The organism is Marinobacter sp. LV10MA510-1 (genome assembly GCF_002563885.1).
Classification (GTDB): domain Bacteria; phylum Pseudomonadota; class Gammaproteobacteria; order Pseudomonadales; family Oleiphilaceae; genus Marinobacter.
Map to the genome: position 1 here is coordinate 2,662,106 of NZ_PDJA01000001.1, position 20,589 is coordinate 2,682,694.

The window sequence follows — 20,589 nt, forward strand, 5'->3', positions numbered from 1 at the left end:
TCTGGGTAAACCTACTACGCGGCGATCTGATGCGCAGTATTTTCCCTTCTAATAACGATGGATTTGTGTGGTATCAAATCCATCATTATGGGGTTGGACACGCACCCCTTACAGGCTAGCCATAAGGCCTCACCCGTTGCTTTTCTCAGGATATTAAGAGCGCCGTTGATGTCGGCGTTTATGATCCCGTGTTTGCTTTGATACAGCCCTCGGCGGATTCGCTTTCCGCTGAATAGTGGTACGACGTTTTCAGGATTGTTGCCGTAAACCGGCATGAAGTCGTTGTCCAGAGCGGATGCCTTGGAGGTGTACGACTCTTCCTGAATAACGGTGGTGATGCCGAGAGCTTGGCACTTGTATTGGATTTGAGAGATCAGAATGGCATGCGGAATACCGACAAATTTCTGGTTATTCACACGGCCAATATTGACCTCCTGCTTCCAGTGTTTGTTATAACCGATGACCAGCGTCCCGATGTTGTTCTCCCGGCAATACGCGATCACCTTGCTGGAGGCCCTGTGCAACAGGTCTTTTATCCGGCGGTTGCGTTTGTTGGTCACGGCGCGAATGTGGGCGTATTTGCCTTGGGAGCGAAGTTTGGCCACACGTTTGTTGTACCAGGCATTGATCGATTTCAGCGCTTTACCGTTGATCAGAACAGGGCGAACGCCCGGCTGATCGGTTGCGAGTGCGATAAGGTTGTTGATGCCTAAATCGATCCCGGCCTTGCGGGATGTGTCGAGAAGACGGCAGAAGCGACCCGCCTCCACAATCTTTGATTCGTTGTAAACGATTTCGATAATGAAGCAGTTGCCCTTGGGTACAATTCTGACCTCAAGCGCAACGGTGTCGCCGACAGCCGCGTTCCATTTTTGTGAAAACCGAAACTGCGTTTTGATCGGTGGCAACACGTCGCTGGCAAAGTGCAGAGTCCCGTCAACGAACTTGAAGCCGTTTCGTCCAATGTGGACGGTGGCTGCTTTGTGGGCGTAACGTGGTTTTTGAGGTCGAGCTTTGAAGGCTGAAGGTGTTTTCTTGAAAGCCGATAAGGCGGCAAAAAACGCCTTCCATTCCTGGTCGACAATCTGCGTGCTCCGCTGGGCAATGGCCGACGGGAGCTTGGTGTACAGTTCCGAGTTGTTTCTCTTCAGCCATTTATCAGCGTCGCGATGCGACAGTCTCTGATCTTTGCCGTCCGGATGGTGCTGCATCAGATAAGAGGTGGCGTTCTTAATTCGGCGAACAATCTGAGTGCAAACGCTGGCTCCGCGAAACGCCTCATGCTGCTTTCGAATGAGGATTTGCTGGGTGCGAATGTGGGTTGATTTCTCGTTGTTCATGTTGATAATATTAGGACTTGAAATAATTGGTGTCAATCATTTATACAGTGAAATTTACCGACGAAAAGAAGCCACAATTCGTGTGCACATCGAAAACCAAGATCGATCCAAATAGTCGCTATCCATCCAACACTAAATCAAAGATTTTGAATTGGAATTCCGCTCATTTCGTTAAATGGAAATCCAGCTTGCTGGAATAGGCGTTGGTAACGTCCTCTTTCCATCCATTCCAGATAGTATTTTGAGGACGTTTCAATGGTGCCGTAGCGTAGCCCCTGGGTATCGTTGCCCGCCATCACCAGCTTCATGGTGGTAAAGAAGTTGCGGATAAAGTCTTTTTTCTGGTTATCCAGGTTCTGGTGAATGCCTTCTGACACAGCAACCGACGACCGCTTCAGTTCCAGCACGCCCAAAGCGATGCCATTCACATAGAGCACAATGTCTGGGCGTTTTTTATTTTCGCCCTTGATCGACACTTCTTCTGCGATGGCAAAGTCGTTCGCTTCAGGGTTTTGCCAGTCGATTAGCCACACGGTTTGGTTCAGTTCGCCAGCGCCTTCTTTGTCTTTTACACCGTAACGCAACAGCTGGTACACCGCTTTATTGGCGTAGTAGAGCTTTTTGCCTTCACCCAGCGCAGCGGCGGCGTCTAACTGGCGGATAGCACGGGTGATCAGCGCGCTGCTTACACCCCGCTGCTGAAGCCACGAAGTAAGCGCGCCGGTTTCGATGTTTTTATTGCCCTCTCGATCCTGCAAGTTACCCAGGTAGCGATAGCCAAGGTCTTCCTGAAACAACCGCACCACTCGGCTTTGTGTGTCGCGCTCACGCTGGCCTACTGTTGTCATAGCTCAATCCCTTGCATCAGCACTTCCCAGTCAACCATCGGTCAACCAAATATTTGTTATATATGCCAATGACCTAGCTAGAAAATCCAGTCAAAAACCGCTGACATCCGCACTGCCAATCAACCACCCGTCAAGCAAATCAGGCCCAGAATGGAGTGTACCAATCGTCAAATACTACATTCTAATAACTCTGGCCCGCCACTTTCGCGGATAGCTGCAACAATCGGGTTCTGCCTGTGAGCAGCTCCTGCATCATGCCTTGTTTGATTTGGCGGGTTTTGCTGAGGCGCTGTTCGAGGGCCTGAATTTCTTCGTCCATATTGGAGAGGATGGTGGCGATGGCGGTTTGTTCTTTTACTGAGCTAGGAAATGCTATTGGAATAGCCTTTAGAACATCTTGATTAATATTTGTATTTGCACTGACAGTGCTACCTGAAATTATCCTTTTCCTAAACCCCTCATCATAAAAACAGTATTTTTTAAAATTTATTTCTAATTTACCACCACTACGAAATCGTATAAGAAAACCGGAATAAACTGTTTCAGTTAATTCGTTCAATACAACCGATGTAAGTCCCACGCCTGTAGGCTTGACAGATGAGCGTATAAATAAAATATCTCCTTTTTCAAGAGAATATTCTTTTTTTTCTAAGTCAGTAGAATTTATAAGACCTAAATTCTCTATACAGCTTATAGAAGGCTTACCAAATACATCCATTAAATTTACAAAAGGCGAGCCATACCCAAAATCATCTGCACTTTTATTAATTCCATTTTTAAACTTACCAACGTCACCTAAGGTTAAAACACTCCAATCCTCCGGCACCTCTCCCAACTCACTTTGCTTATAGCCTTTGACTGAGCCATCCTTGCGCAGAGCGAATTGAGGTAAGCGGGTACGGCCAGTGAGCAGTTTCTGCATGGTCGCGGTTTTGATCGCCTGTTTTTTGGCGATGAGTTTTTCTAACTCGCTGAGCAGTGCATCGACATCGGATAGGGCATTGGCGATGGCAGTTTGTTCTATTTTTGTAGATGGTAATGGATATTTTGTTTCACCGAACTCAGTTTTATTTACCAACGGAACAGCTTGCTCACCGGCTAAAACCTTCACTCTAGGAGCCAAATAAGTTAAAGCGTAGTAAGTAAAGTGTGAGTCATTATTAAGATTAGGAAAAACTGCATTTATTTGTTGGTTAGATGTTAAGTCAAAGCAAGCATATCCCGTCTTCCCGATAGTAGAACCTATACAGGTGAAGAGAGTGCTTCCGGCAGGAAACCTCCTAGATAATGCAAAGCCTTTTAATGAAAGCATTTTCTCTGTTTGATAAATATTCTTTTTTTCACCTAAATCAGCGGGGCTGGCAAAAAGATAGCTCTCGCCATAGTTACTTTTATCAGACGGGGGAGGAGTATTTCCTGTAGCAACTTGGTGGTTCTCTGAAATCGAAAGAACAAGCCAATCCTCCGGTATAACCCCAACCCCAGTCTGCTTATACCCAATCGGCACAGCCCTCTCCGCAGCCTCAATCAGATACGCATGACTAACCTCTGCCACACCCACATCCTTATTCATCATCATTTTTCCTGGCAGTGAGTTGGGCGATGACGTTAGCGCGCTCACGTTCAATCTCGTGCTTTAGCTGCTCTTCGGTGGGTAAATACGGCAGGTACTTGGCGGAAAACAGTTGTTTCTGCTCTGACAGCACGGAGTATTTCACTACTGCCTCGCTTTTCTCGCTGCACAGCACCAGGCCAATGGTGGGGTTGTCGTCTGCGCCTTTGTGCTGCTCGTCGTAGAGGCGCACATAGGTGTCCATTTGGCCGACGTCCTGATGCTTTAATTTGCCCAGTTTTAAATCCACCAGCAAAAAGCATTTGAGCTTGAAGTTGTAAAACACCAGGTCGATGTAGCTCACACCTTTAAAACACGCTTCATCGGCAAAACGAATGCGCTGTTGGCGTTCCACAAAGGCAAAGCCTTTACCCAGCTCCAGCAGAAACTGCTGGATATTGCTGATAATCGCCTGTTCCAGCTCGCTCTCTTGGTAGGTTTTATCCTGCAGGTTGAGAAAATCCAAAATGTACGGATCACGCAGGTAATCTTTCACCGATTCGGTACGCAGTGCGTCCCGAATTGGAAACCCTTGATAAAACGCGCGCATGTTGCGCAGGTTGCGAATATCGAAGCCTTTCCCCAAGCGCTGGGTAAGCTGTGCGGATAGCTGCTGTAATTGCTGCTTGCCGTATTCAGCACGGCTAGCGCCCTGCTGTTCGTGCTCAACAATCATTTGGCCGATGTGCCAGTAGCTGTGCACCATTACGCTATTCACCGCTTGGCGAACCTGGCCCCGCGCCTGTTCAATAATCTGGGCTATGGGTTCCACCAAACCCGTCAGGTTGGTATGGCTCGGCTGATTCATAACGCCAGGCCCATGGCTTTGAGGTGCCCGGCAACTTTGTTGCTCAGCTGCTCAACCGATTGGGTGATGGCAGGCAGTGGCTCCGCGTAGCGTTCATCCAGTTGTTTCACTCGATTGGCCAGCTGCTGGGTAATGCGCTCTATTTCGGCCTCAATCCGCTCGCACAAGATAGCGAGCCATTTGTCGTCAACAATCAGAGTTTTGATGTCGGCTTCAGTCAGGCTGGGGTAATGCTTGAACACGGCCAAGTCCAACCCATCCTGTGCGTCTTTCACGGCTTTTTTGCAGCGCGTTTCGGCATCAAAGAGTTTTTGCACCTGTTTTAGCGCGGCTCTTTCTTCTGGGTCTGCGGCCAGTTTCAATCGCGCCGTCACGCTGACCTTGGTGACTTTATCTTTGTCGTTCAGCGCGTCCGCCAGGCTGCCGTCCTCGGCGCTGTTTTCTTCAATAAAGCTGTCCAGTTCTTGGGTGGCGTTATCCAGCTTGGATTGCAGCGCATCGAGCTGAGCCTGCTCAGCGGCAAAGTAACGCTGAACAATCAAGGCCGGCGGGATCAGCTCGGCTTTGTATTTGATTTTATTGATGGTCAGGTCCGGGGTTTCTTTCAGCTTTTCACCTTTCCGGGCCACCAGTTCGCGCAGCACCTTGCCCGCTGGCCAGCCGTCCTGCGCCAGCACATACACGTCGTCTTGCATCACCTCTGCCCAGTAATCCATCAGAATCTGGTAGACGTCGTATTTGCTCAGCAGGGGCATACCGGCGTAGCGGTTTAGCAATGCTTCACTGATGTCGTGAATCAGCTGTTTAGGCTTGTCGTCAATGGCGATGCTCTTAAGCGCTGCGTTTTCACTCCATGCGGTGAACGGCTCCAGGCTTTGGCTGGCAAAGGCCTTAAATTCACCGTGGTTTAAGATGGTGCTTTTTACGTTATTGGCAGCTACCAGGCTTTTACTGTAGCCGGCCCGGTCACCGGTAAAGAGCGTGGCGCGAAGGCTGGCGAACACTTGCCAGTAGTTATCCATCGCGTCTATGTCGCGGTTGGGAATACCGCCTTGCAAGTGGGCGCTCAGATCGTGCAGGTCTTCCGGCTCGCTGCTGTCGATGTAGCGGGGAATGTTCAGGTTGTAGTCGTTGCTGACTATCTCCGCCAGCGGCACTACGCGGCTGAAACCTGGCAATTCCAAGTACTTGGTAAACACATCCACGATTTTGTGAATGTCCTGGCTGCGCAGGCGGTTTTTGTTGCCCTCTTTCATAAAGCCTTTGCTGGCGTCCACCATAAACAGGCCTTTGCGGGCGTGAGCATCGTCTTTGTCGATCACGATGATGCAGGCGGGAATACCGGTGCCGTAAAACAGGTTGGCGGGCAGGCCGATAATGCCTTTGATGTAGCCCTGTTTGATCAGGTTTTCACGGATGCGCGCTTCGGCGTTGCCACGGAACAGCACGCCGTGGGGCAGAATCACCGCGCCTTTTCCGGTGCTTTTCAGGCTTTTGATAATGTGCAGTAAAAAGGTGTAGTCGCCGTTCTTCTCCGGCGGTATGCCCCAAACGAAACGGCCAAACTCGTCTTCGTGGGGATTCAGGCCGCTGGTCCAGTTTTTGTTGGAAAACGGCGGATTGGCCACGGCAAAATCAAAGGTTTTCAGTTTACCGTTGGCATCTTTCCATTCCGGGCTGCTCAGGGTGTTGCCCTGCACGATTTTGGCGGTGGCGTTGTCGTGCAAAATCATGTTCATTCGTGCCAGTGCGCTGGTGGCACTGTCCATTTCCTGGCCGTAAATACTCAAGCCACGGGGTGCTTCGTCATTCGCTTTTAACAATAGCGAGCCAGACCCGCAGGTAGGGTCGTATACGCTGGCGTCTTGCGCTGTTTCGCTGGTGATGCCAATCACCTTGGCCAGAATGCGCGACACTTCCGAGGGGGTATAGAACTGGCCTTTTGACTTGCCTGACTCGGTGGCGAAGTGGCGCATAAGGTACTCGTAGGCGTCGCCCAGCAGGTCGTCACCATCGGCCCGGTTGGAACTCATATCCAACCCTTCAAAGGTGCCGATCAGCTTGGTGAGGCGGTCCACCATTTCTTTGCCTTTGCCGATTTTTTCCTCGTCGTTGAAATCGGCGACGTCGATCACGCCTTTCAGGTCGTTTTCTTCGGCCAGGGCGCTGATGATTTTATTGATCTTGTCGCCGATTTCTTTATCACCCTTCAGGGCAATCATGTCGTCAAAACTGGCGCCCTGTGGCACTACAATCATGCCATAGGGGTCACCTCTGTATTTGTCAGACACGTACTTCATAAACAGCAGAGTCAGCACGTAATCTTTGTACTGGCTGGCGTCCATACCGCCACGCAACTCGTCGCAACTGGCCCAAAGGGAGGAATAGAGTTCGTTTTTCTTAATGGCCATTGAAAATCCTTAAATGAAGAGCCCTTAGATCGAGAGCCCTTGAATAGGCTTATCTTTTCGGGCTACCGGATAAGCCTCACCGAGAAATAGCGATGGCAAAGGTAGCGTTTTCCGTAGCGGGTTGAGAGGTCTGTGTGCTGCACACACTTTGGTAGGATCAGAGGTTAAAGGCACTGCCGAAACCCCCTACCGTGGCAGCAGTCGCTCGACGTCGTCCGCATTGTTGGCGAACTCGGCACCGGCCTGCTTCATGTCGGTCATCGCCTGCTCAACGCTGTCCTCAGCGATACCCCGAACGGCTGCCAGATTGACGATGACCCGAAACCCGGCGTCTCTTAACTGCAGAACGGTTTTGGCGACGCAGTAATCAAACGCCAAACCACCAACAATGACGACGGTCACGCCCTTGCTTTCGAGGAACTCGATAACACCCGTGGTCACGGTATCACCCAGATCGTGATAGCAGGCACCATATGGGTGGCAGTCCGGGTCCAGACCTTTGTTCACCATAAAGTCGTAACCGGTGACGGGGTGCGGCAGGCCGTCCAGCAACTCGAAACCGAAGGTTCCCAGTTCCGCGTGCCGAGGCCACTTAATGTCGATATTTTCGCCCTCAACCTTACTGAACACGTCTTCGGGCGTGTCGGCGATCCACTTTGCATTTGAGGGATGAGCATCCCGGGAACCCACCCGGAAAGCGGCCAGCTCGGCCTGAGCGTTCAGCTCATCGACGATTTGGTCACCTTCCGGTACCGGCAGCTCACTCGGGCACAGAGGCGTGAACGTCTTCTGTGCGTCTACGTCAAAAGCGGCAATGCATGTCATGTCAGAACTCCTTGCTTATTGTGTGTCGGCTCCTTATGGAACGTTAAACCGGGCTTTCAGGTTGGCCAGGTACACAGGGTCATCACACATGCTCTTGCCGGGCTCATCGCTGATCTTCGCCACGGGCATGCCATTGCACTTAACCATCTTCATAACAATATTCAGAGGCTTGTAAGCGTCACCTTCGGGCGTCACGTAGTCGCCCAAGTCGCTGCTCAGAAACGTTCCAATGCCAAAGCTCGTCTGAATTCGACCCTGAAAATGTTCCGCGATATCCAAAGCTCGATTGAAATTCAGGCCGTCACTGAACACCAGCGTTTTCGTCATCGGGTCGATGCCCAAGGCCTCATAGTGGGCGATGAACTTTTCGCCCCAAATGATCGGGTCACCGCTGTCGTGGCGCACACCGGAGAACAGTACCGAGAACAAATAATCAAAGTCTGCCAGAAAAGCATCAGCGGTGATGCAATCGGTCAGGGCAACACCCAGGCGACCGCGGTAGACCTGATTCCACACTTCCAGAGCTTCTTTTTGTGACTGGGCGACATTTACAAACGCCTGATGTGCCTGCAGGTACTCGTGCGCCATGGTGCCGATGGCTGTGAGATTGTATTTCTGAGCCAAGTGGTAATTGCTGGTGCCGATGAAGTTGTCGGGCAGTGCTTTGGCCAGATAGCCCACCACGCGGTTCTGCACGGTGTAGGAGAAGCGGCGGCGGGTACCAAAGTCGGCAAACTTGAATGATTCAATGCCGCGACGATCCAGCTCCGATTTCAGGTGCTCAACCTTTGCATAGAGCACACCCTGAAACTGGTCCTCACCGACATTGCCGTACCGGCGACGGTTGCGAACTTCACTAACGATAGCCAGTACCGGGATCTCGAACAGGATGGCGTAGAGCCACGGGCCGTCGCACTCAATGACCAGCTCGCCCTGCTCCACCCGGATTGACAGGTAGCGCTTGGGATCGAAGCGGTACTGGCGCAGGAAGTCGATAAAGGCTGGTTTGAGGAACCGGATTTTGCTTAGGTACATCAATTCGTCTTCGGTAAAACCCAGCCCGTCGAGATCATGCAAGGCTTTGCGAATCTCGCCGGCATATTGCGCCAGGTTTTCATCGGTCCGGCACTGGAATTTGTACTTCACGATCACCGCTGCGTACTTTTCGAAAACGACCTGCTGCATGTGCAACTTGTAGGCGTCGGTATCCATCGCGCTGGTGATGGTTTGCTGGCGGAACAGTGATTTGTCGACGGTTGCGCTCATCGCTCTACTCTTTAGTCAATTCATTTGACGATAAACTTAGCGTCTAGCCTCGCTTGTGTCAATTGATTTGACAGAAAAAGTTCGGATGGTATTCTTAGATCAACACTTACTCACTGGAGACGCCTTCATGGTTGTCACACTCGATTTTATTTGCCTGCGCCTGAACCCGGAATCCGGGCTCCCGGAAGTCATGCTGCAAGAGCGCCAGAATGGTCCAGAGAGTGGTCGGTACGCCCTTGTGGGAGGTTGGGTATGGGAAGAGCCTGCATCTGACGGGGGTGATTCAGATGCAACCCTGGGCGATGCCGTAACCCGCATTCTAAAAGGCAAGGTTGGCTTCTTGCCAAGTCATCTGGAGAAGCTCCCTCCGGAAGGAAGCGTGACCCGGGACGCATCACTGGGGTGGTCAGTGACGATTCCATTTCTATGTCTGTTCAATCGCCCGGACATGGCCGAACTGGATCAGCAGGACGGAATTAAATGGGAACCCATCGAGTCGATTCTGGCCGGAAAATACCCTCTGCCTTTTGATCATCAGAAGCTCGTGAACATCGCTTACGAAGCGTTCCTGAACAAAATCAAATACTCGTCGTTACTGCTCTACCTGCTCCCCGAGAAGGTTGCCGTGCGTCAGATCGTTGAAGCGTACAATATCTTTGGTATCTGCGTGAAGAAACAAACGGTGTTCAGTCGGTGGGTAAATACGGGACTACTGGCAGAAACCGGAGAGAAGCGATCGATTGCGGCGAAGGGCCAGCCATCGAAGCTTTACGGACTGGAAGAGAAATCTCTGTCTTATTTCGACAGCGAGATTGGCAAGAGCTACAACAAAGCGCTGTCTGCCGTTTGCTCCTGAATTTCAGAAGTCCCGCCCATGCTAAGAATAGAGTAAAAACTGTGTCGTCATGTGACTGACTGGAAACGCCGTGGGATATGGTTTCACGGCGTTTTTTATTTTTACATACTGTGCAATTGTAGTGGATCAATGATTCCGGACACCAACGTAGGTTGTAATATTGCCGCCATAAGCGAGTTATAGTGATCTGCTAATGGACATTGGTTAAACCTTGACACGGGTCGCTACGACAATAAGCCTCAATCAAAGAGGGAGTTGCGAAGATCAATGGTGGCAAAGGACCAATTGTGCAGGGAATGTGAAAAATTTTATTTAATGGCTTTCCAGATTGTCAAAGTCCTAGGAAAGCTAAAAGTAAGCATCCGCTATAACTGATGCTTTAGCTGTGTGAGTAGCCCATAGTCAGCCAGTCACGTTTCTTGACGGCTCTCATTACTTTACAACTTCGTATATGTAGTACAAATTAAGCCGGTGGAGCTGAACCGATGCCTCAGCAGTCAGAACTGCTGGCAAAATGCGACACTTGAGACCGGACAATTTTTAGAGTCGCGTGGCACTGCATTTCGGCAAATTCATCGAGAAATAGCGGTTTAGGCAGAACTCAAATTGGGCAAAGTTCGACACCAGAAACCGGACAATCGTGTGCCCGCAAGTGGCGTAAAACGTGTAAATATCGGTTTTAAAAGGGTTTTTATCTTTTTAGCACAGCGGTCATAAGCTGTTTAAAAACAGACTTTATGCCGACTAACATCTCATCTCGCCGTGTGAAATTCCCGCCCTACGAAGGCAGTGGTCGCAGGTTCGAATCCTGTCGGGCGCGCCATATTTTTCAAGGCCTTACGTGAAAGCGTGGGGCCTTTTTTATTGGCTGCGCCCAAACGGTGCCCTGAGTGTGTCCACAATTTCAATCTGCTTTTCCTTACCACTGTAATTATAACTACCGCCCAGATTTTGGCCCCCTCCTGTCGGGCACAGAAACAGGCGCCCCGCCGGAAACCGCTTACATTGCGGCGATTTAAACTTGACGCTGCTATTCAGGCCTACTTAGCTTGAATGTATAGCTGCAAATTGTATGACCCCGGGAACGGACTATGATCCTGCTCGCGATATTACTTGTTGTATTCGGCCTTCCCATGTTGGTAGGGGGCGTCTGGCTTATTACCCTCGGGGGCAGCTGGTACTACGCTCTGGCCGGGACGACACTGATAATAATCGCCTTGCTGGTGAAGCCCCGGCGCACCTTCGCACAGACCCTTTACGCATTGCTGCTGGCAGCCACCGCCGTCTGGGCCTATTGGGAAGCAGGGTTCGACTGGTGGCCCTTAGCGTCGCGGCTGGGGGTTCTGCTGCTGCTGGCTATTCCGCTGCTGTTTCCCGGTGCGCCGGGTCGTCGGCATGGCGCTGTCACGCTTGCCATTGTCTGGATTGGAGTGGGCCTGTTCACTGTGGCCAGTATTCCTTACGACGCCCACCGCATCGAAGGAGAGCTCACCACCGATGCTGTGGTTCCAAATCCCCGGCTCGGGGACGTACCTCAGGGCGACTGGTTCAGTTATGGGCGTAGCAACCTCGGCCAGCGCTATTCCCCGCTGGACCAGATTACACCGGAAAATGTCAGTGATTTGGAGCTGGCCTGGCAATACCAGACCGGCGACCTTAAGGGCCCGGACGATGTCGGCGAAACCACCTACGAAGCCACACCCCTGAAAGTGGGCAATACGCTATACCTGTGTACTCCCCATAACTGGCTGGTGGCACTGGATGCGGATACCGGAAAAGAACGCTGGGTCTACAATTCCAGGGTGCCTTCCGAGAGCCAGCGCCAACACCAAACCTGTCGTGGCGTGTCCTACCTTCCTCCAAGCGCGGGACTCGATGATATTCCGGAGGTAAAAACCCTCCAGTCACCGGCAGAAAGTCAGGCCAGCAGGAAATGCGACTCCCAGCTTTTCCTGCCGACCTCTGATGCCCGCCTGTTGGCACTGGACCCGGTTACCGGCGCCCGCTGCAGCAATTTTGCTGACGACGGATCGCTGAATCTGATGCACAACATGCCCCACAAGCAAGATGGTTTTTATTACTCCACGTCCCCGCCAGTGGTTGCCAACGGCGTGGTAGTCGTCGCCGGGGCGGTCAATGATAACTACGCCATCAACTCACCGTCTGGCGTTATCCGTGCCTACGACGTCAAGACCGGTAAGCTGGTCTGGAACTGGGACCCTGCAAATCCGGACCAGACGCAACCTATTGGCGAGAACGACACCTACTCCACCAGTTCACCCAACAGCTGGGCCGTGGCCAGCGCGGACGAAGAGCTCGGCCTGGTCTATTTCCCCATGGGGAATCGCACGCCGGACCAATTGGGGATGTACCGCACCCCGGAGGAAGAAATCTACTCATCTTCGGTGGTCGCTCTCAGCCTGGAAACCGGACAGGTTGCGTGGGTGCAGCAGTTTGTTCATCACGACCTCTGGGATATGGATACGCCAGCCCAGCCCAGTCTGGTGGATATACAAACAGAACAGGGTCTGCAACCGGGACTGGTGGTACCCACCAAACAAGGAGATGTGTACGTACTCAACCGGGAAACCGGCGAGCCACTGATTCCCATTACGGAACAGTCAGCCCCCCAGGGCACTATTGAGGGCGACTATGCCGCCGCGACCCAGCCAGTATCTGCCCTGAGCTTTCGGCCCCCAACCCTGAAAGCCTCCGATATGTGGGGCGCCAGCGCCATTGACCAGATGGTCTGCCGTATCAAGTTCCAGTCCCTGCGTTACGAAGGCATCTATACTCCGCCTTCGGTCCAGGGCACCCTTGTCTACCCCGGCAATTTCGGCGTGTTCAACTGGGGCGGCATTGCTGTTGATCCGGAGCGCCAGGTGATGTTTGGCATGCCGCTGTACATGGCGTTCATTCAGAGGCTGGTACCCAAAGACAATAACACCCCCATGGGCCCTACCAACCAGGGTGAACAGGGACTGAATGAAAATGCGGGGGCGGAATACGCCGTCGAAATAAAGCCCCTGATGTCGCCCCTGGGTATTCCCTGCCAACGTCCACCCTGGGGCTATGTGGCGGGCGCGGACCTGCGTACCGGTGAAATCGTGTGGAAGCACAAAAATGGCACCATTAAAGATATGGCCCCCATTCCAATACCTCTGGAGCTGGGTGTGCCAGGCATCGGCGGCCCCATCATCACCCGCGGTGGTGTGGTATTCCTTGCAGCCACCGTGGATAACTACCTTCGTGCCTACAATCTGACGGATGGTGAAGAACTGTGGCGGGCCCGTCTGCCGGCAGGGGGCCAGGCCACCCCCATGACCTATCTGAACAGCCAGGGTGAGCAGATGGTGGTGCAGGTTGCCGGTGGGCACGGCTCTGTTGGAACCACCATCGGGGACTACGTACTGGCTTACAAACTGAAGTAAGCGCTCAGTAAGCCCAATCGCCTTTACCCGAAATCAGCGATAAGAGTGCCATCGCCAACCAAACAGGATTCACCGCCACCAGGGATCAGACGACTTTCTCCGAATCCGGGTACCAGAATAAGAAGCGCAACACACGTTGCAACACCTTTCTGGCATAGATGAACAAGCTGCTTCCCTGGCGGCAGTTGGAGCAGAATGGCTTTAAATCAGATTATAAAGAAACACGATCGCAATACCCGCCGGCGTTACAAACTTCAGTATCACCATGAAGGCTTTGTAAGCGCCGCCCTTCAGCCCGATATCTTCAGCCAGCCCCTCGCGGCGGATGGCCCACCCTGCAAACAGGGCGATAGCAAGTCCTCCCAACGGCATCATCACGTTAGAAACCAGAAAATCGAGCAGGTCGAATACCGTTTTTCCTTCAAAGAAGCCGATAAAGCCCAGCGGGTGCACATCGCCCCACAGGTTAAAGGACAACACGGTACCGATACCCATAAACCAGGCAGCGAAGCCCCCGGCCAGAGCGCTTTTAACCCGATTTACACCCTTGTGTTCCTCAAGCCATTCGACGACGGGCTCCAGCATGGAGATGGCGGACGTTATGGCCGCCACCAGCAGCAATGCGAAGAACAGAGCTCCAAACAGGATCCCGCCGCCCATCTGGCCGAAGGCCAGTGGCAGGGTCACAAAAATCAGACCCGGCCCGGCGCCGGCTTCCAGTCCATTGGCAAAAACCAGCGGGAAGATTGCAAGCCCGGCAAGCAAAGCCACGCTGGTATCCAGCACCGCAATGGTCATGGCGGTTTTGGCGATGTTGATGTTTTTTGGCAGGTACGAGCCGTAAGCCATCAGCACACCTATACCGATACTGAGCGTAAAGGCAGCGTGACCAAGGGCGATTAAAACACCTTCCGTTGTCAGACGGCTGAAATCCGGCGAGAACATGAAGCTGACAGCACGGCCAAAGCTGCCGCTGCTCATGGCGTAAAACACCATCACGATAAGCAGCAAAAACAGCATTGGCATCAGCATACTGACCGCTTTTTCAAGACCCTTACGTATGCCTCGGCCAACGATAAACACCACAATCGCCATGAAAACCGTGTGCCAGAGCAACAGTTCCCAAGGGTTCGCCAACAGGTTATTGAACTGCCCGCCTATGGCTTCTGCATCAGCACCCACAAACGAGCCGAGCGCCGCTTTACCGATGTAAACCAGCGACCAACCACCGATCACCGCGTAAAAGGACAGCACCAGGAAGGACGCAACCACGCCGTTCCAGCCGATGATGCGCCAGCCTTTGGATGTACCCTCGGTTTTTGTGAGGGTGCGCATGGTTGCAACAGGGCTTTGACCACCCCGGCGGCCAATCATGATTTCTGCGATAAGAACCGGCACACCGATAAGAAAAATACAGGCGAGATAAACCAGTACAAAGGCACCACCACCGTTTTCACCTGTGATGTATGGAAATTTCCAGATATTGCCAAGCCCAACGGCCGAGCCGGCTGCAGCCAGAACAAAAGCCATTCTGGAGGTCCAGAGACTACTGGCCTGCTGATGAGGGTGAACTGTTTCACTCATTGCGTTCTCCGTATAATTGTTTTTGTCGGATCGTCATCATTTAAAGCCTCTGTAAAAGAGGCTCTGATTACTTGTTGTCATTGGGTTAATGAGTTACTGCATAACTCTGCGAATCGCGCTGGCAACTCTTAGCAACACCTGATTATTCAGACCTGCTACATTCACCCGGCTACTTTCCAGCATGTAGATGCCGTGCTCTTCCCGTAATTGGCGAACCTGTTCCGGTGTTATACCCAGGAACGAGAACATGCCCCGCTGCCGGGCAATAAAACTGAAGTCACCCACCGGGGCCAGTGCGTCCGCAAAGGCATGCCGCAGGCCAAGGATGCGTTCACACATGCCGCTTAGCTCGCTTTGCCATTCCGCGCGCAGGGCGTCATCACCCAGAATGGTTTCAACGATGGCGGCGCCATGGGCCGGGGGCATGGAATAGTGCGAACGTACAACGCTCAACAGCTGGCTGGTGGCCGCGGTGTTAATCGCGCCGGTTGCGGAGATCAGCATCAAAGCACCGGTGCGCTCCCGATACAAGCCGAAGTTCTTGGAGCAGGATGCAGCAATCACCATTTCCGGTACCTGGCCTGCCAGATACCGCACGCCAGCGGCGTCTTCCTCAAGACCCTCACCCAGGCCCTGGTAGGCCATATCCACAAACGGCAGCAGCCCCTTGCGCTGGATCAGCCCGGTAACCGCCTGCCACTGTTCGAACGTCAGGTCAGCACCGGAGGGGTTGTGGCAGCAGCCGTGGAGCAGTATCACATCCCCTGCTCTGGCACTTTCCAGGGCATCAAGCATGGCGGGAAAATCTACCGTTAGCGCCTCTCGATTGAGATAGGGATATTCGCGAATGTTCAGGCCGGCACCACCCAGCAACGGCATGTGGTTTGCCCAGGTGGGCGTGCTGACCCACACTGTTGTGTCCGGCTGACAAAGCCGGAAAAACTCCGCTGCCATGCGTAGAGCACCGCAACCGCCCGGCGTCTGAATCACCGAGGTACGGCCATCGCGGATCAGGCTGTTACCGTTCCCCAGGATAAGGCGCGCCATGGCCTCGTTGAAACCAGCGGCTCCGGCCGGCCCGACATAGCTTTTGGTCGTTTCTCCCTTAAGCAGGCGCCGTTCGGCTTCGTGTACCGACCTCATGATGGGCGTCTTGCCTGTGTCATCTTTGTAAACTCCGACACCCAGATCGACCTTGTCGGGCCGGGTATCGTCACGAAACATCTGCATCAGTTGCAGAATCGGATCCTGAGGTAACTGCTTCAGCGACTCAAACATGATCTGCCTCCTTGTTGTCGGCCTGGCTGGTTCGGATCAGTGTCGGGCGGCCTGTGTCGAGAGCTTTGATCAGCTGTGAATGTTTTTCCTGCACAGCTTCTGCGGCCTGCTCGCGCACCGGGCCATAGCCTCGTACTTCACTGGCCAATTCCGCCAGCTGAAGGAAAGTGTCGTAGTTGCTGGCCTCCAGCCCACTGACAATCCGCTCCACAAGCTGTTGGTAATCTTTCAGTTGCGCCCGATCCATCTTGCGGTCGGTGGAATAGCTGAACGGATCGATGGCCGTGCCGCGCAGCACCCGGAACTTCGCCAGCAGTTTGAACGCCTGGAACATCCACGGGCCAAACTGACGTTTCTTGGGCCGGCCCTGGGCATCTGTGCCCCGGTTCATAATGGGGGGAGCCAGGTGGAAGTGCACTTTGAAGTCGCCCTCAAATGTGTTGTTCACCTCCTTCATGAAGTCAGTTTCCGCAAACAGACGGGCCACTTCGTATTCATCCTTGAAGGCCATAAACCGATACAACTGCTGGGCTACGGCACGGGTCAGCAACTGGTTAGTCTCGCCCAGAGTTTCCTCGGCTTTACGTACCTGCTTTACCATGTCCGTATAGCGATCGGCCCAACGACGGTTCTGATAGTTCACCAGATGCTTGTGGCGAATATTGATCAGCTCGTCCAGCCCAGGCTCCGGCTTCACTTCTTCTACTCTGGCCTCGCCGGTGTTCAACAGATCGGTGATGACTTTCACGTCCACAGCGGCTACGCGACCCCAGCCAAAAGCTTCCTTGTTGCGTTCAATGGCAACGCCGTTCAGTTCAATGGCTTTCATCAGCGCGGCCTGTGACAGCGGCAACAAGCCGCGCTGCCAGGCGAAGCCCAGCATCATCACGTTGGAAAACACCGTGTCGCCCAGCAGTTTCTCAGCAATACCATTGGCATCCAGCTGTGCGAAATTGTCATCGCCTACCGCGTTACGGATCAGATCCAGGCGCTTGTCTGCCTGCATGTCTGCATCCCGGAACAGCACATAGTCCGCTGTCGGCAGCTCGGCCTCGTTGGCCACCACACGGGTGTGATTGGACCTGAGAACGCTCAGCGCTTTCTGGGAGGAGGCAACCACCAGATCACAGGCAATCACGGCATCGGCCTGGCCGTTACTGATACGAACCTGGTGGAGTTTATCTGGAGACGGCGCCATACGAACATAGCTCAGTACCGTGCCGCCCTTCTGGGCAAAGCCGGTGAAGTCCAGTACCGAGGTACCCCGGCCTTCAAGATGAGCGGCCATGGTGATGAGCTGGCCCACGGTCACAACGCCCGTGCCACCCACACCACCCACCAACAAATCGTACGAGCCCACAAGTTCCGGCAGAACCGGCTCCGGGATGTCCGCCAGTTTGCCGGTAAGCACAGAGCCGGTGTCCATACCTCGGGATTTGCGCAGCTGGCCACCTTCGATGGTCACAAAGCTTGGGCAAAAACCATTCACGCAGGAAAAGTCTTTGTTGCAGGAAGACTGGTCAATCTTGCGTTTGCGGCCCAGCTCGGTCTGGCGCGGCACCACCGAAAGGCAGTTCGACTGTACAGAGCAGTCGCCGCAACCTTCGCACACGTGATGGTTGATAAACGCCCGTTTGGCGGGGTCTGGGTACAGGTTGCGTTTGCGCCGGCGGCGCTTCTCAGCCGCACAGGTCTGATCGTAAATCAGGATGGTACAGCCGGGAATATCCCGCAGCTCTCTCTGTACCTTGTCCAGCTCTGTGCGGTCGTGAAAGGTTACATCGCTCGGGAACAGCTGCTTGTGGCCATCGTACTTTTCCGGCTCATCACTAAGCACCACAACCCGGCGCACGCCCTCGGCGGTGACCTGCTGCGCAATCATTGGCACGGTAATCTGACCGTCCACGGGCTGGCCACCGGTCATGGCCACCGCGTCGTTAAACAGAATCTTGTAGGTAATGTTGATGCCGGCCGCTACGGCCTGGCGAATGGCCATGGACCCCGAATGGAAATACGTGCCCTCACCCAGGTTCTGAAATATATGGGGATTACCGATATAACGGCTCTTGCCAACCCAGTTGACCCCTTCGCCGCCCATCTGAATCAGCGATTCCGTGTCACGACCCATCCAGGACGCCATAAAGTGACAGCCAATCCCTGCCAGCGCTTTGCTGCCTTCCGGCACTTTGGTAGACGTGTTGTGGGGGCAACCCGAGCAGAAATACGGTAAGCGCTTTACGCCACCCGGATCCTGAGCGTTGCTCATGCTGTTTATAGCCACCAGGCGCTCGCTGTAATCCTTGCCGAAGAAGCGGCCAAGGCGGGCGGCCAGAAAACCGGCTACTAATTTGGGGCTTAACTCACCGACATAGGGAATCAGGGGGCGCCCCAGCTCATCCTGCTTACCGGTAATCAGCACCTCGCCGGGGCGATCCGGTTCCGACATAGCCTCCTTGATCTGACTCTCAATAATGCCCCGCTTTTCCTCAACAACCAGCACTTCTTCCTTACTGTGCACAAAGTTGAGAATACCGCGCCGCTCGATCGGCCACACCAGACCCACTTTGTAGATATCCAGCCCCATTTCACGGGCCCGGTCTTCATCGATGCCCAGCAGATCCAGCGCTTCCAGCAGATCTAGGTGGCCTTTGCCGGTGGTAACAATACCAAAGCGCGCCTGAGCGTTATCAAACAGGCAACGATCAATGGGGTTGGCCCGGGCAAACGCCTGCACAGCGGCCAACTTGTGCTCAATGCGGGTTTCCAGCTGGGGCCCGGGCAGATCCGGCCAGCGATAGTGAAGGCCGGTTTCCGGCGGGGTGAAATCGTCCGGGGTTACAAACTCTGGCAGCGCAGGTAGCTCTACCGACGCCGCACTTTCCACGGTTTCAGACACCGCCTTGAAGCCCACCCAACAGCCGCTGTAGCGGGACAACGCAATGCCCCAAAGTCCAAACTCCAGATACTCGGCAATGTTGGCCGGGTTGATCGTGGGCATGAAAAAACTCATGAACGCTACATCAGACTGATGCGGCATGGAGGACGACACACAACCGTGATCATCGCCTGCAATCACCAGCACGCCGCCGTGGGGGGAGCTGCCGTAAGTGGTACCGTGCTTTAACGCATCCCCGGCGCGGTCAACTCCGGGCCCTTTGCCGTACCAGATCCCGAACACGCCATCTACCGTGCGGTCATCATCGGTCTCTACCTGCTGGGTACCCAGCATGATGGTCGCCGCAAGGTCCTCATTAATGGCAGGTACGAAATCGATGCGGTTTTCATCAAGATGTTTTTGAGCTTGCCAAAGGGCCATATCGTAAGCACCCAAAGGCGAGCCCCGGTAGCCACTTACCATGCCGGCCGTATTGAACCCCAGCTTGCGATCCAGCGCGGCCTGCATCAAAGGGATGCGAACCAGCGCCTGGGTCCCGGTCAGGAATACCCGGCCAGAGTCGCGCAGGTAGCGGTCTTCAAGCGTGTAGTTGTCCAGCTGCGGGCTGCCTGTCTCGGCGCTGCGGTCTTGAGCGATATCGGGTTGAAAGATGTCAGTAGACATGGCGCCCTCCTCATTGTTGATTTTATGATCAGAATTCTAGAGGGAAGTTCGCAAAATGTGCTTGCGTATTGGGCAGGAATTATCTTGGTTTGCGGAATATTCTTTGATAAAAGACAATAGAACCGAAGATTCTTTGATAAAAACCAGGTGTTACTAAATGAAACAGGTGGAACTGGACAAACTCGACCAGCGCATCCTTGTGATACTGCAACAGGATGGCCGAATCAGTAACCAGCAACTGGCGGAACAGATCGGGCTATCGCCGGCAGCCTGCTGGCGGCGGGTACGATCGCTTGAGGAGACGGGCATCATAACGGGATACAGCGCGCAGCTCGCCCCGGAGCGCGTCGGCCAGGGGTTGTGTGTACTGATCAACCTGTCACTTCAACGACACACCATAGACAGCACGGTGGATATCGAGCGGCAGGTGAGCAGCTATCCGGAAGTGCTTCAGTGTTTCGCGGTGACCGGTAATGCGGATTTCGTGTTGCGGGTGATCGTGCCGGATATGGCCAGCTATGACCGCTTCCTGAACGAAAAAATATTCACCTTGCAGGGTATTGCACAGGTTAACTCCAACTTTGCACTGCGTGAGATCAAAAATACCCAGACGATACCGTTAGGGAGTGCGTAGGAACGATGCGTTAGCCCTCTAGACCGCGTTGCCTCGACTATCACCGAGACCTGAAGCTGCACTCCAGAGGTGCAGGTTCGAATCCTGACATCTCATTTATAGAAGCCAGGTCATCTGATGAAAACCGAAAGGGATAC

The 20,589-nt window shown here is 53.5% G+C and carries 13 protein-coding genes; 3 read left to right on the top strand and 10 right to left on the bottom strand.

Annotated elements, in window-relative coordinates:
• Positions 1-14 precede the first annotated feature (14 nt).
• The 7 genes from ATI45_RS12755 to pncB all read right to left on the bottom strand — a co-directional run bounded on the left by ATI45_RS12755 (position 15) and on the right by pncB (position 9,110).
• The gene (locus tag ATI45_RS12755) at positions 15-1,340 is read right to left on the bottom strand and encodes an RNA-guided endonuclease InsQ/TnpB family protein (RefSeq protein WP_098419810.1); all 1,326 of its coding nucleotides are present in this window, start codon (positions 1,338-1,340) and stop codon (positions 15-17) included.
• A gap of 137 nt (positions 1,341-1,477) precedes the next feature.
• The gene (locus ATI45_RS12760; protein ID WP_218925832.1) at positions 1,478-2,188 is read right to left on the bottom strand and encodes a type I restriction endonuclease; all 711 of its coding nucleotides are present in this window, start codon (positions 2,186-2,188) and stop codon (positions 1,478-1,480) included.
• Between the two features lie 181 nt (positions 2,189-2,369).
• Positions 2,370-3,767 carry a restriction endonuclease subunit S gene (locus ATI45_RS12765; protein WP_098419811.1) on the bottom strand — a complete coding sequence of 466 codons (1,398 nt, stop codon included), beginning with the start codon at positions 3,765-3,767 and terminating at the stop codon, positions 2,370-2,372.
• Entirely contained in the window at positions 3,754-4,608 is an 855-nt protein-coding gene (locus ATI45_RS12770) for a PDDEXK nuclease domain-containing protein (protein WP_098419812.1), read from the bottom strand. Before ATI45_RS12770 ends, ATI45_RS12765 begins: the two co-directional genes overlap by 14 nt.
• Positions 4,605-7,019 carry a type I restriction-modification system subunit M gene (locus ATI45_RS12775; protein WP_098419813.1) on the bottom strand — a complete coding sequence of 805 codons (2,415 nt, stop codon included), beginning with the start codon at positions 7,017-7,019 and terminating at the stop codon, positions 4,605-4,607. The genes ATI45_RS12770 and ATI45_RS12775 overlap by 4 nt, the downstream gene beginning before the upstream one ends.
• A 186-nt stretch (positions 7,020-7,205) precedes the next feature.
• Positions 7,206-7,844, bottom strand: coding sequence for an isochorismatase family protein (locus ATI45_RS12780; protein WP_098419814.1), 639 nt, complete (start codon positions 7,842-7,844; stop codon positions 7,206-7,208).
• A gap of 33 nt (positions 7,845-7,877) precedes the next feature.
• Complete coding sequence (gene pncB / locus ATI45_RS12785) at positions 7,878-9,110, bottom strand: nicotinate phosphoribosyltransferase (RefSeq protein WP_098419815.1); 1,233 nt, start codon at positions 9,108-9,110, stop codon at positions 7,878-7,880.
• Between the two features lie 127 nt (positions 9,111-9,237).
• Here pncB and ATI45_RS12790 point away from each other — a divergent pair, with 127 nt between their 5' ends.
• Together ATI45_RS12790 and ATI45_RS12795 are read left to right on the top strand one after the other, a co-directional pair.
• Positions 9,238-9,966 carry an NUDIX hydrolase gene (locus ATI45_RS12790; protein ID WP_098421741.1) on the top strand — a complete coding sequence of 243 codons (729 nt, stop codon included), beginning with the start codon at positions 9,238-9,240 and terminating at the stop codon, positions 9,964-9,966.
• A 1,091-nt stretch (positions 9,967-11,057) separates the two neighbouring features.
• Positions 11,058-13,397: a membrane-bound PQQ-dependent dehydrogenase, glucose/quinate/shikimate family gene (locus ATI45_RS12795; RefSeq protein ID WP_098419816.1), complete on the top strand. Its 2,340-nt coding sequence runs from the start codon at positions 11,058-11,060 to the stop codon at positions 13,395-13,397.
• A gap of 201 nt (positions 13,398-13,598) precedes the next feature.
• Here the strand turns inward: ATI45_RS12795 and ATI45_RS12800 are convergent, their stop codons facing one another.
• The 3 genes from ATI45_RS12800 to ATI45_RS12810 all read right to left on the bottom strand — a co-directional run bounded on the left by ATI45_RS12800 (position 13,599) and on the right by ATI45_RS12810 (position 19,818).
• On the bottom strand, positions 13,599-14,981 hold the full coding sequence (locus tag ATI45_RS12800) for a sodium-dependent transporter (RefSeq protein ID WP_098419817.1): 1,383 nt from the start codon (positions 14,979-14,981) through the stop codon (positions 13,599-13,601).
• 93 nt (positions 14,982-15,074) lie between these two features.
• Entirely contained in the window at positions 15,075-16,259 is a 1,185-nt protein-coding gene (locus tag ATI45_RS12805; RefSeq protein ID WP_098419818.1) for an aromatic amino acid transaminase, read from the bottom strand.
• A complete protein-coding gene (locus ATI45_RS12810; protein WP_098419819.1) occupies positions 16,252-19,818 on the bottom strand; it encodes an indolepyruvate ferredoxin oxidoreductase family protein in 3,567 nt (1,188 codons plus the stop codon). The genes ATI45_RS12805 and ATI45_RS12810 overlap by 8 nt, the downstream gene beginning before the upstream one ends.
• Positions 19,819-19,975: 157 nt before the next feature.
• Between ATI45_RS12810 and ATI45_RS12815 the strand changes: the two genes are divergently transcribed.
• A complete protein-coding gene (locus ATI45_RS12815; protein ID WP_098419820.1) occupies positions 19,976-20,452 on the top strand; it encodes an Lrp/AsnC family transcriptional regulator in 477 nt (158 codons plus the stop codon).
• The last annotated feature ends 137 nt before the right edge of the window (positions 20,453-20,589 follow it).

Bases quoted from the DNA above. Each gene is read 5' to 3' on its own strand.
- ATI45_RS12755 (WP_098419810.1), bottom strand. From the start codon at position 1,340: ATGAACAACGAGAAATCAACCCACATTCGCACCCAGCAAATCCTCATT.
- ATI45_RS12760 (WP_218925832.1), bottom strand. From the start codon at position 2,188: ATGACAACAGTAGGCCAGCGTGAGCGCGACACACAAAGCCGAGTGGTG.
- ATI45_RS12765 (WP_098419811.1), bottom strand. From the start codon at position 3,767: ATGATGATGAATAAGGATGTGGGTGTGGCAGAGGTTAGTCATGCGTAT.
- ATI45_RS12770 (WP_098419812.1), bottom strand. From the start codon at position 4,608: ATGAATCAGCCGAGCCATACCAACCTGACGGGTTTGGTGGAACCCATA.
- ATI45_RS12775 (WP_098419813.1), bottom strand. From the start codon at position 7,019: ATGGCCATTAAGAAAAACGAACTCTATTCCTCCCTTTGGGCCAGTTGC.
- ATI45_RS12780 (WP_098419814.1), bottom strand. From the start codon at position 7,844: ATGACATGCATTGCCGCTTTTGACGTAGACGCACAGAAGACGTTCACG.
- pncB (WP_098419815.1), bottom strand. From the start codon at position 9,110: ATGAGCGCAACCGTCGACAAATCACTGTTCCGCCAGCAAACCATCACC.
- ATI45_RS12790 (WP_098421741.1), top strand. From the start codon at position 9,238: ATGGTTGTCACACTCGATTTTATTTGCCTGCGCCTGAACCCGGAATCC.
- ATI45_RS12795 (WP_098419816.1), top strand. From the start codon at position 11,058: ATGATCCTGCTCGCGATATTACTTGTTGTATTCGGCCTTCCCATGTTG.
- ATI45_RS12800 (WP_098419817.1), bottom strand. From the start codon at position 14,981: ATGAGTGAAACAGTTCACCCTCATCAGCAGGCCAGTAGTCTCTGGACC.
- ATI45_RS12805 (WP_098419818.1), bottom strand. From the start codon at position 16,259: ATGTTTGAGTCGCTGAAGCAGTTACCTCAGGATCCGATTCTGCAACTG.
- ATI45_RS12810 (WP_098419819.1), bottom strand. From the start codon at position 19,818: ATGTCTACTGACATCTTTCAACCCGATATCGCTCAAGACCGCAGCGCC.
- ATI45_RS12815 (WP_098419820.1), top strand. From the start codon at position 19,976: ATGAAACAGGTGGAACTGGACAAACTCGACCAGCGCATCCTTGTGATA.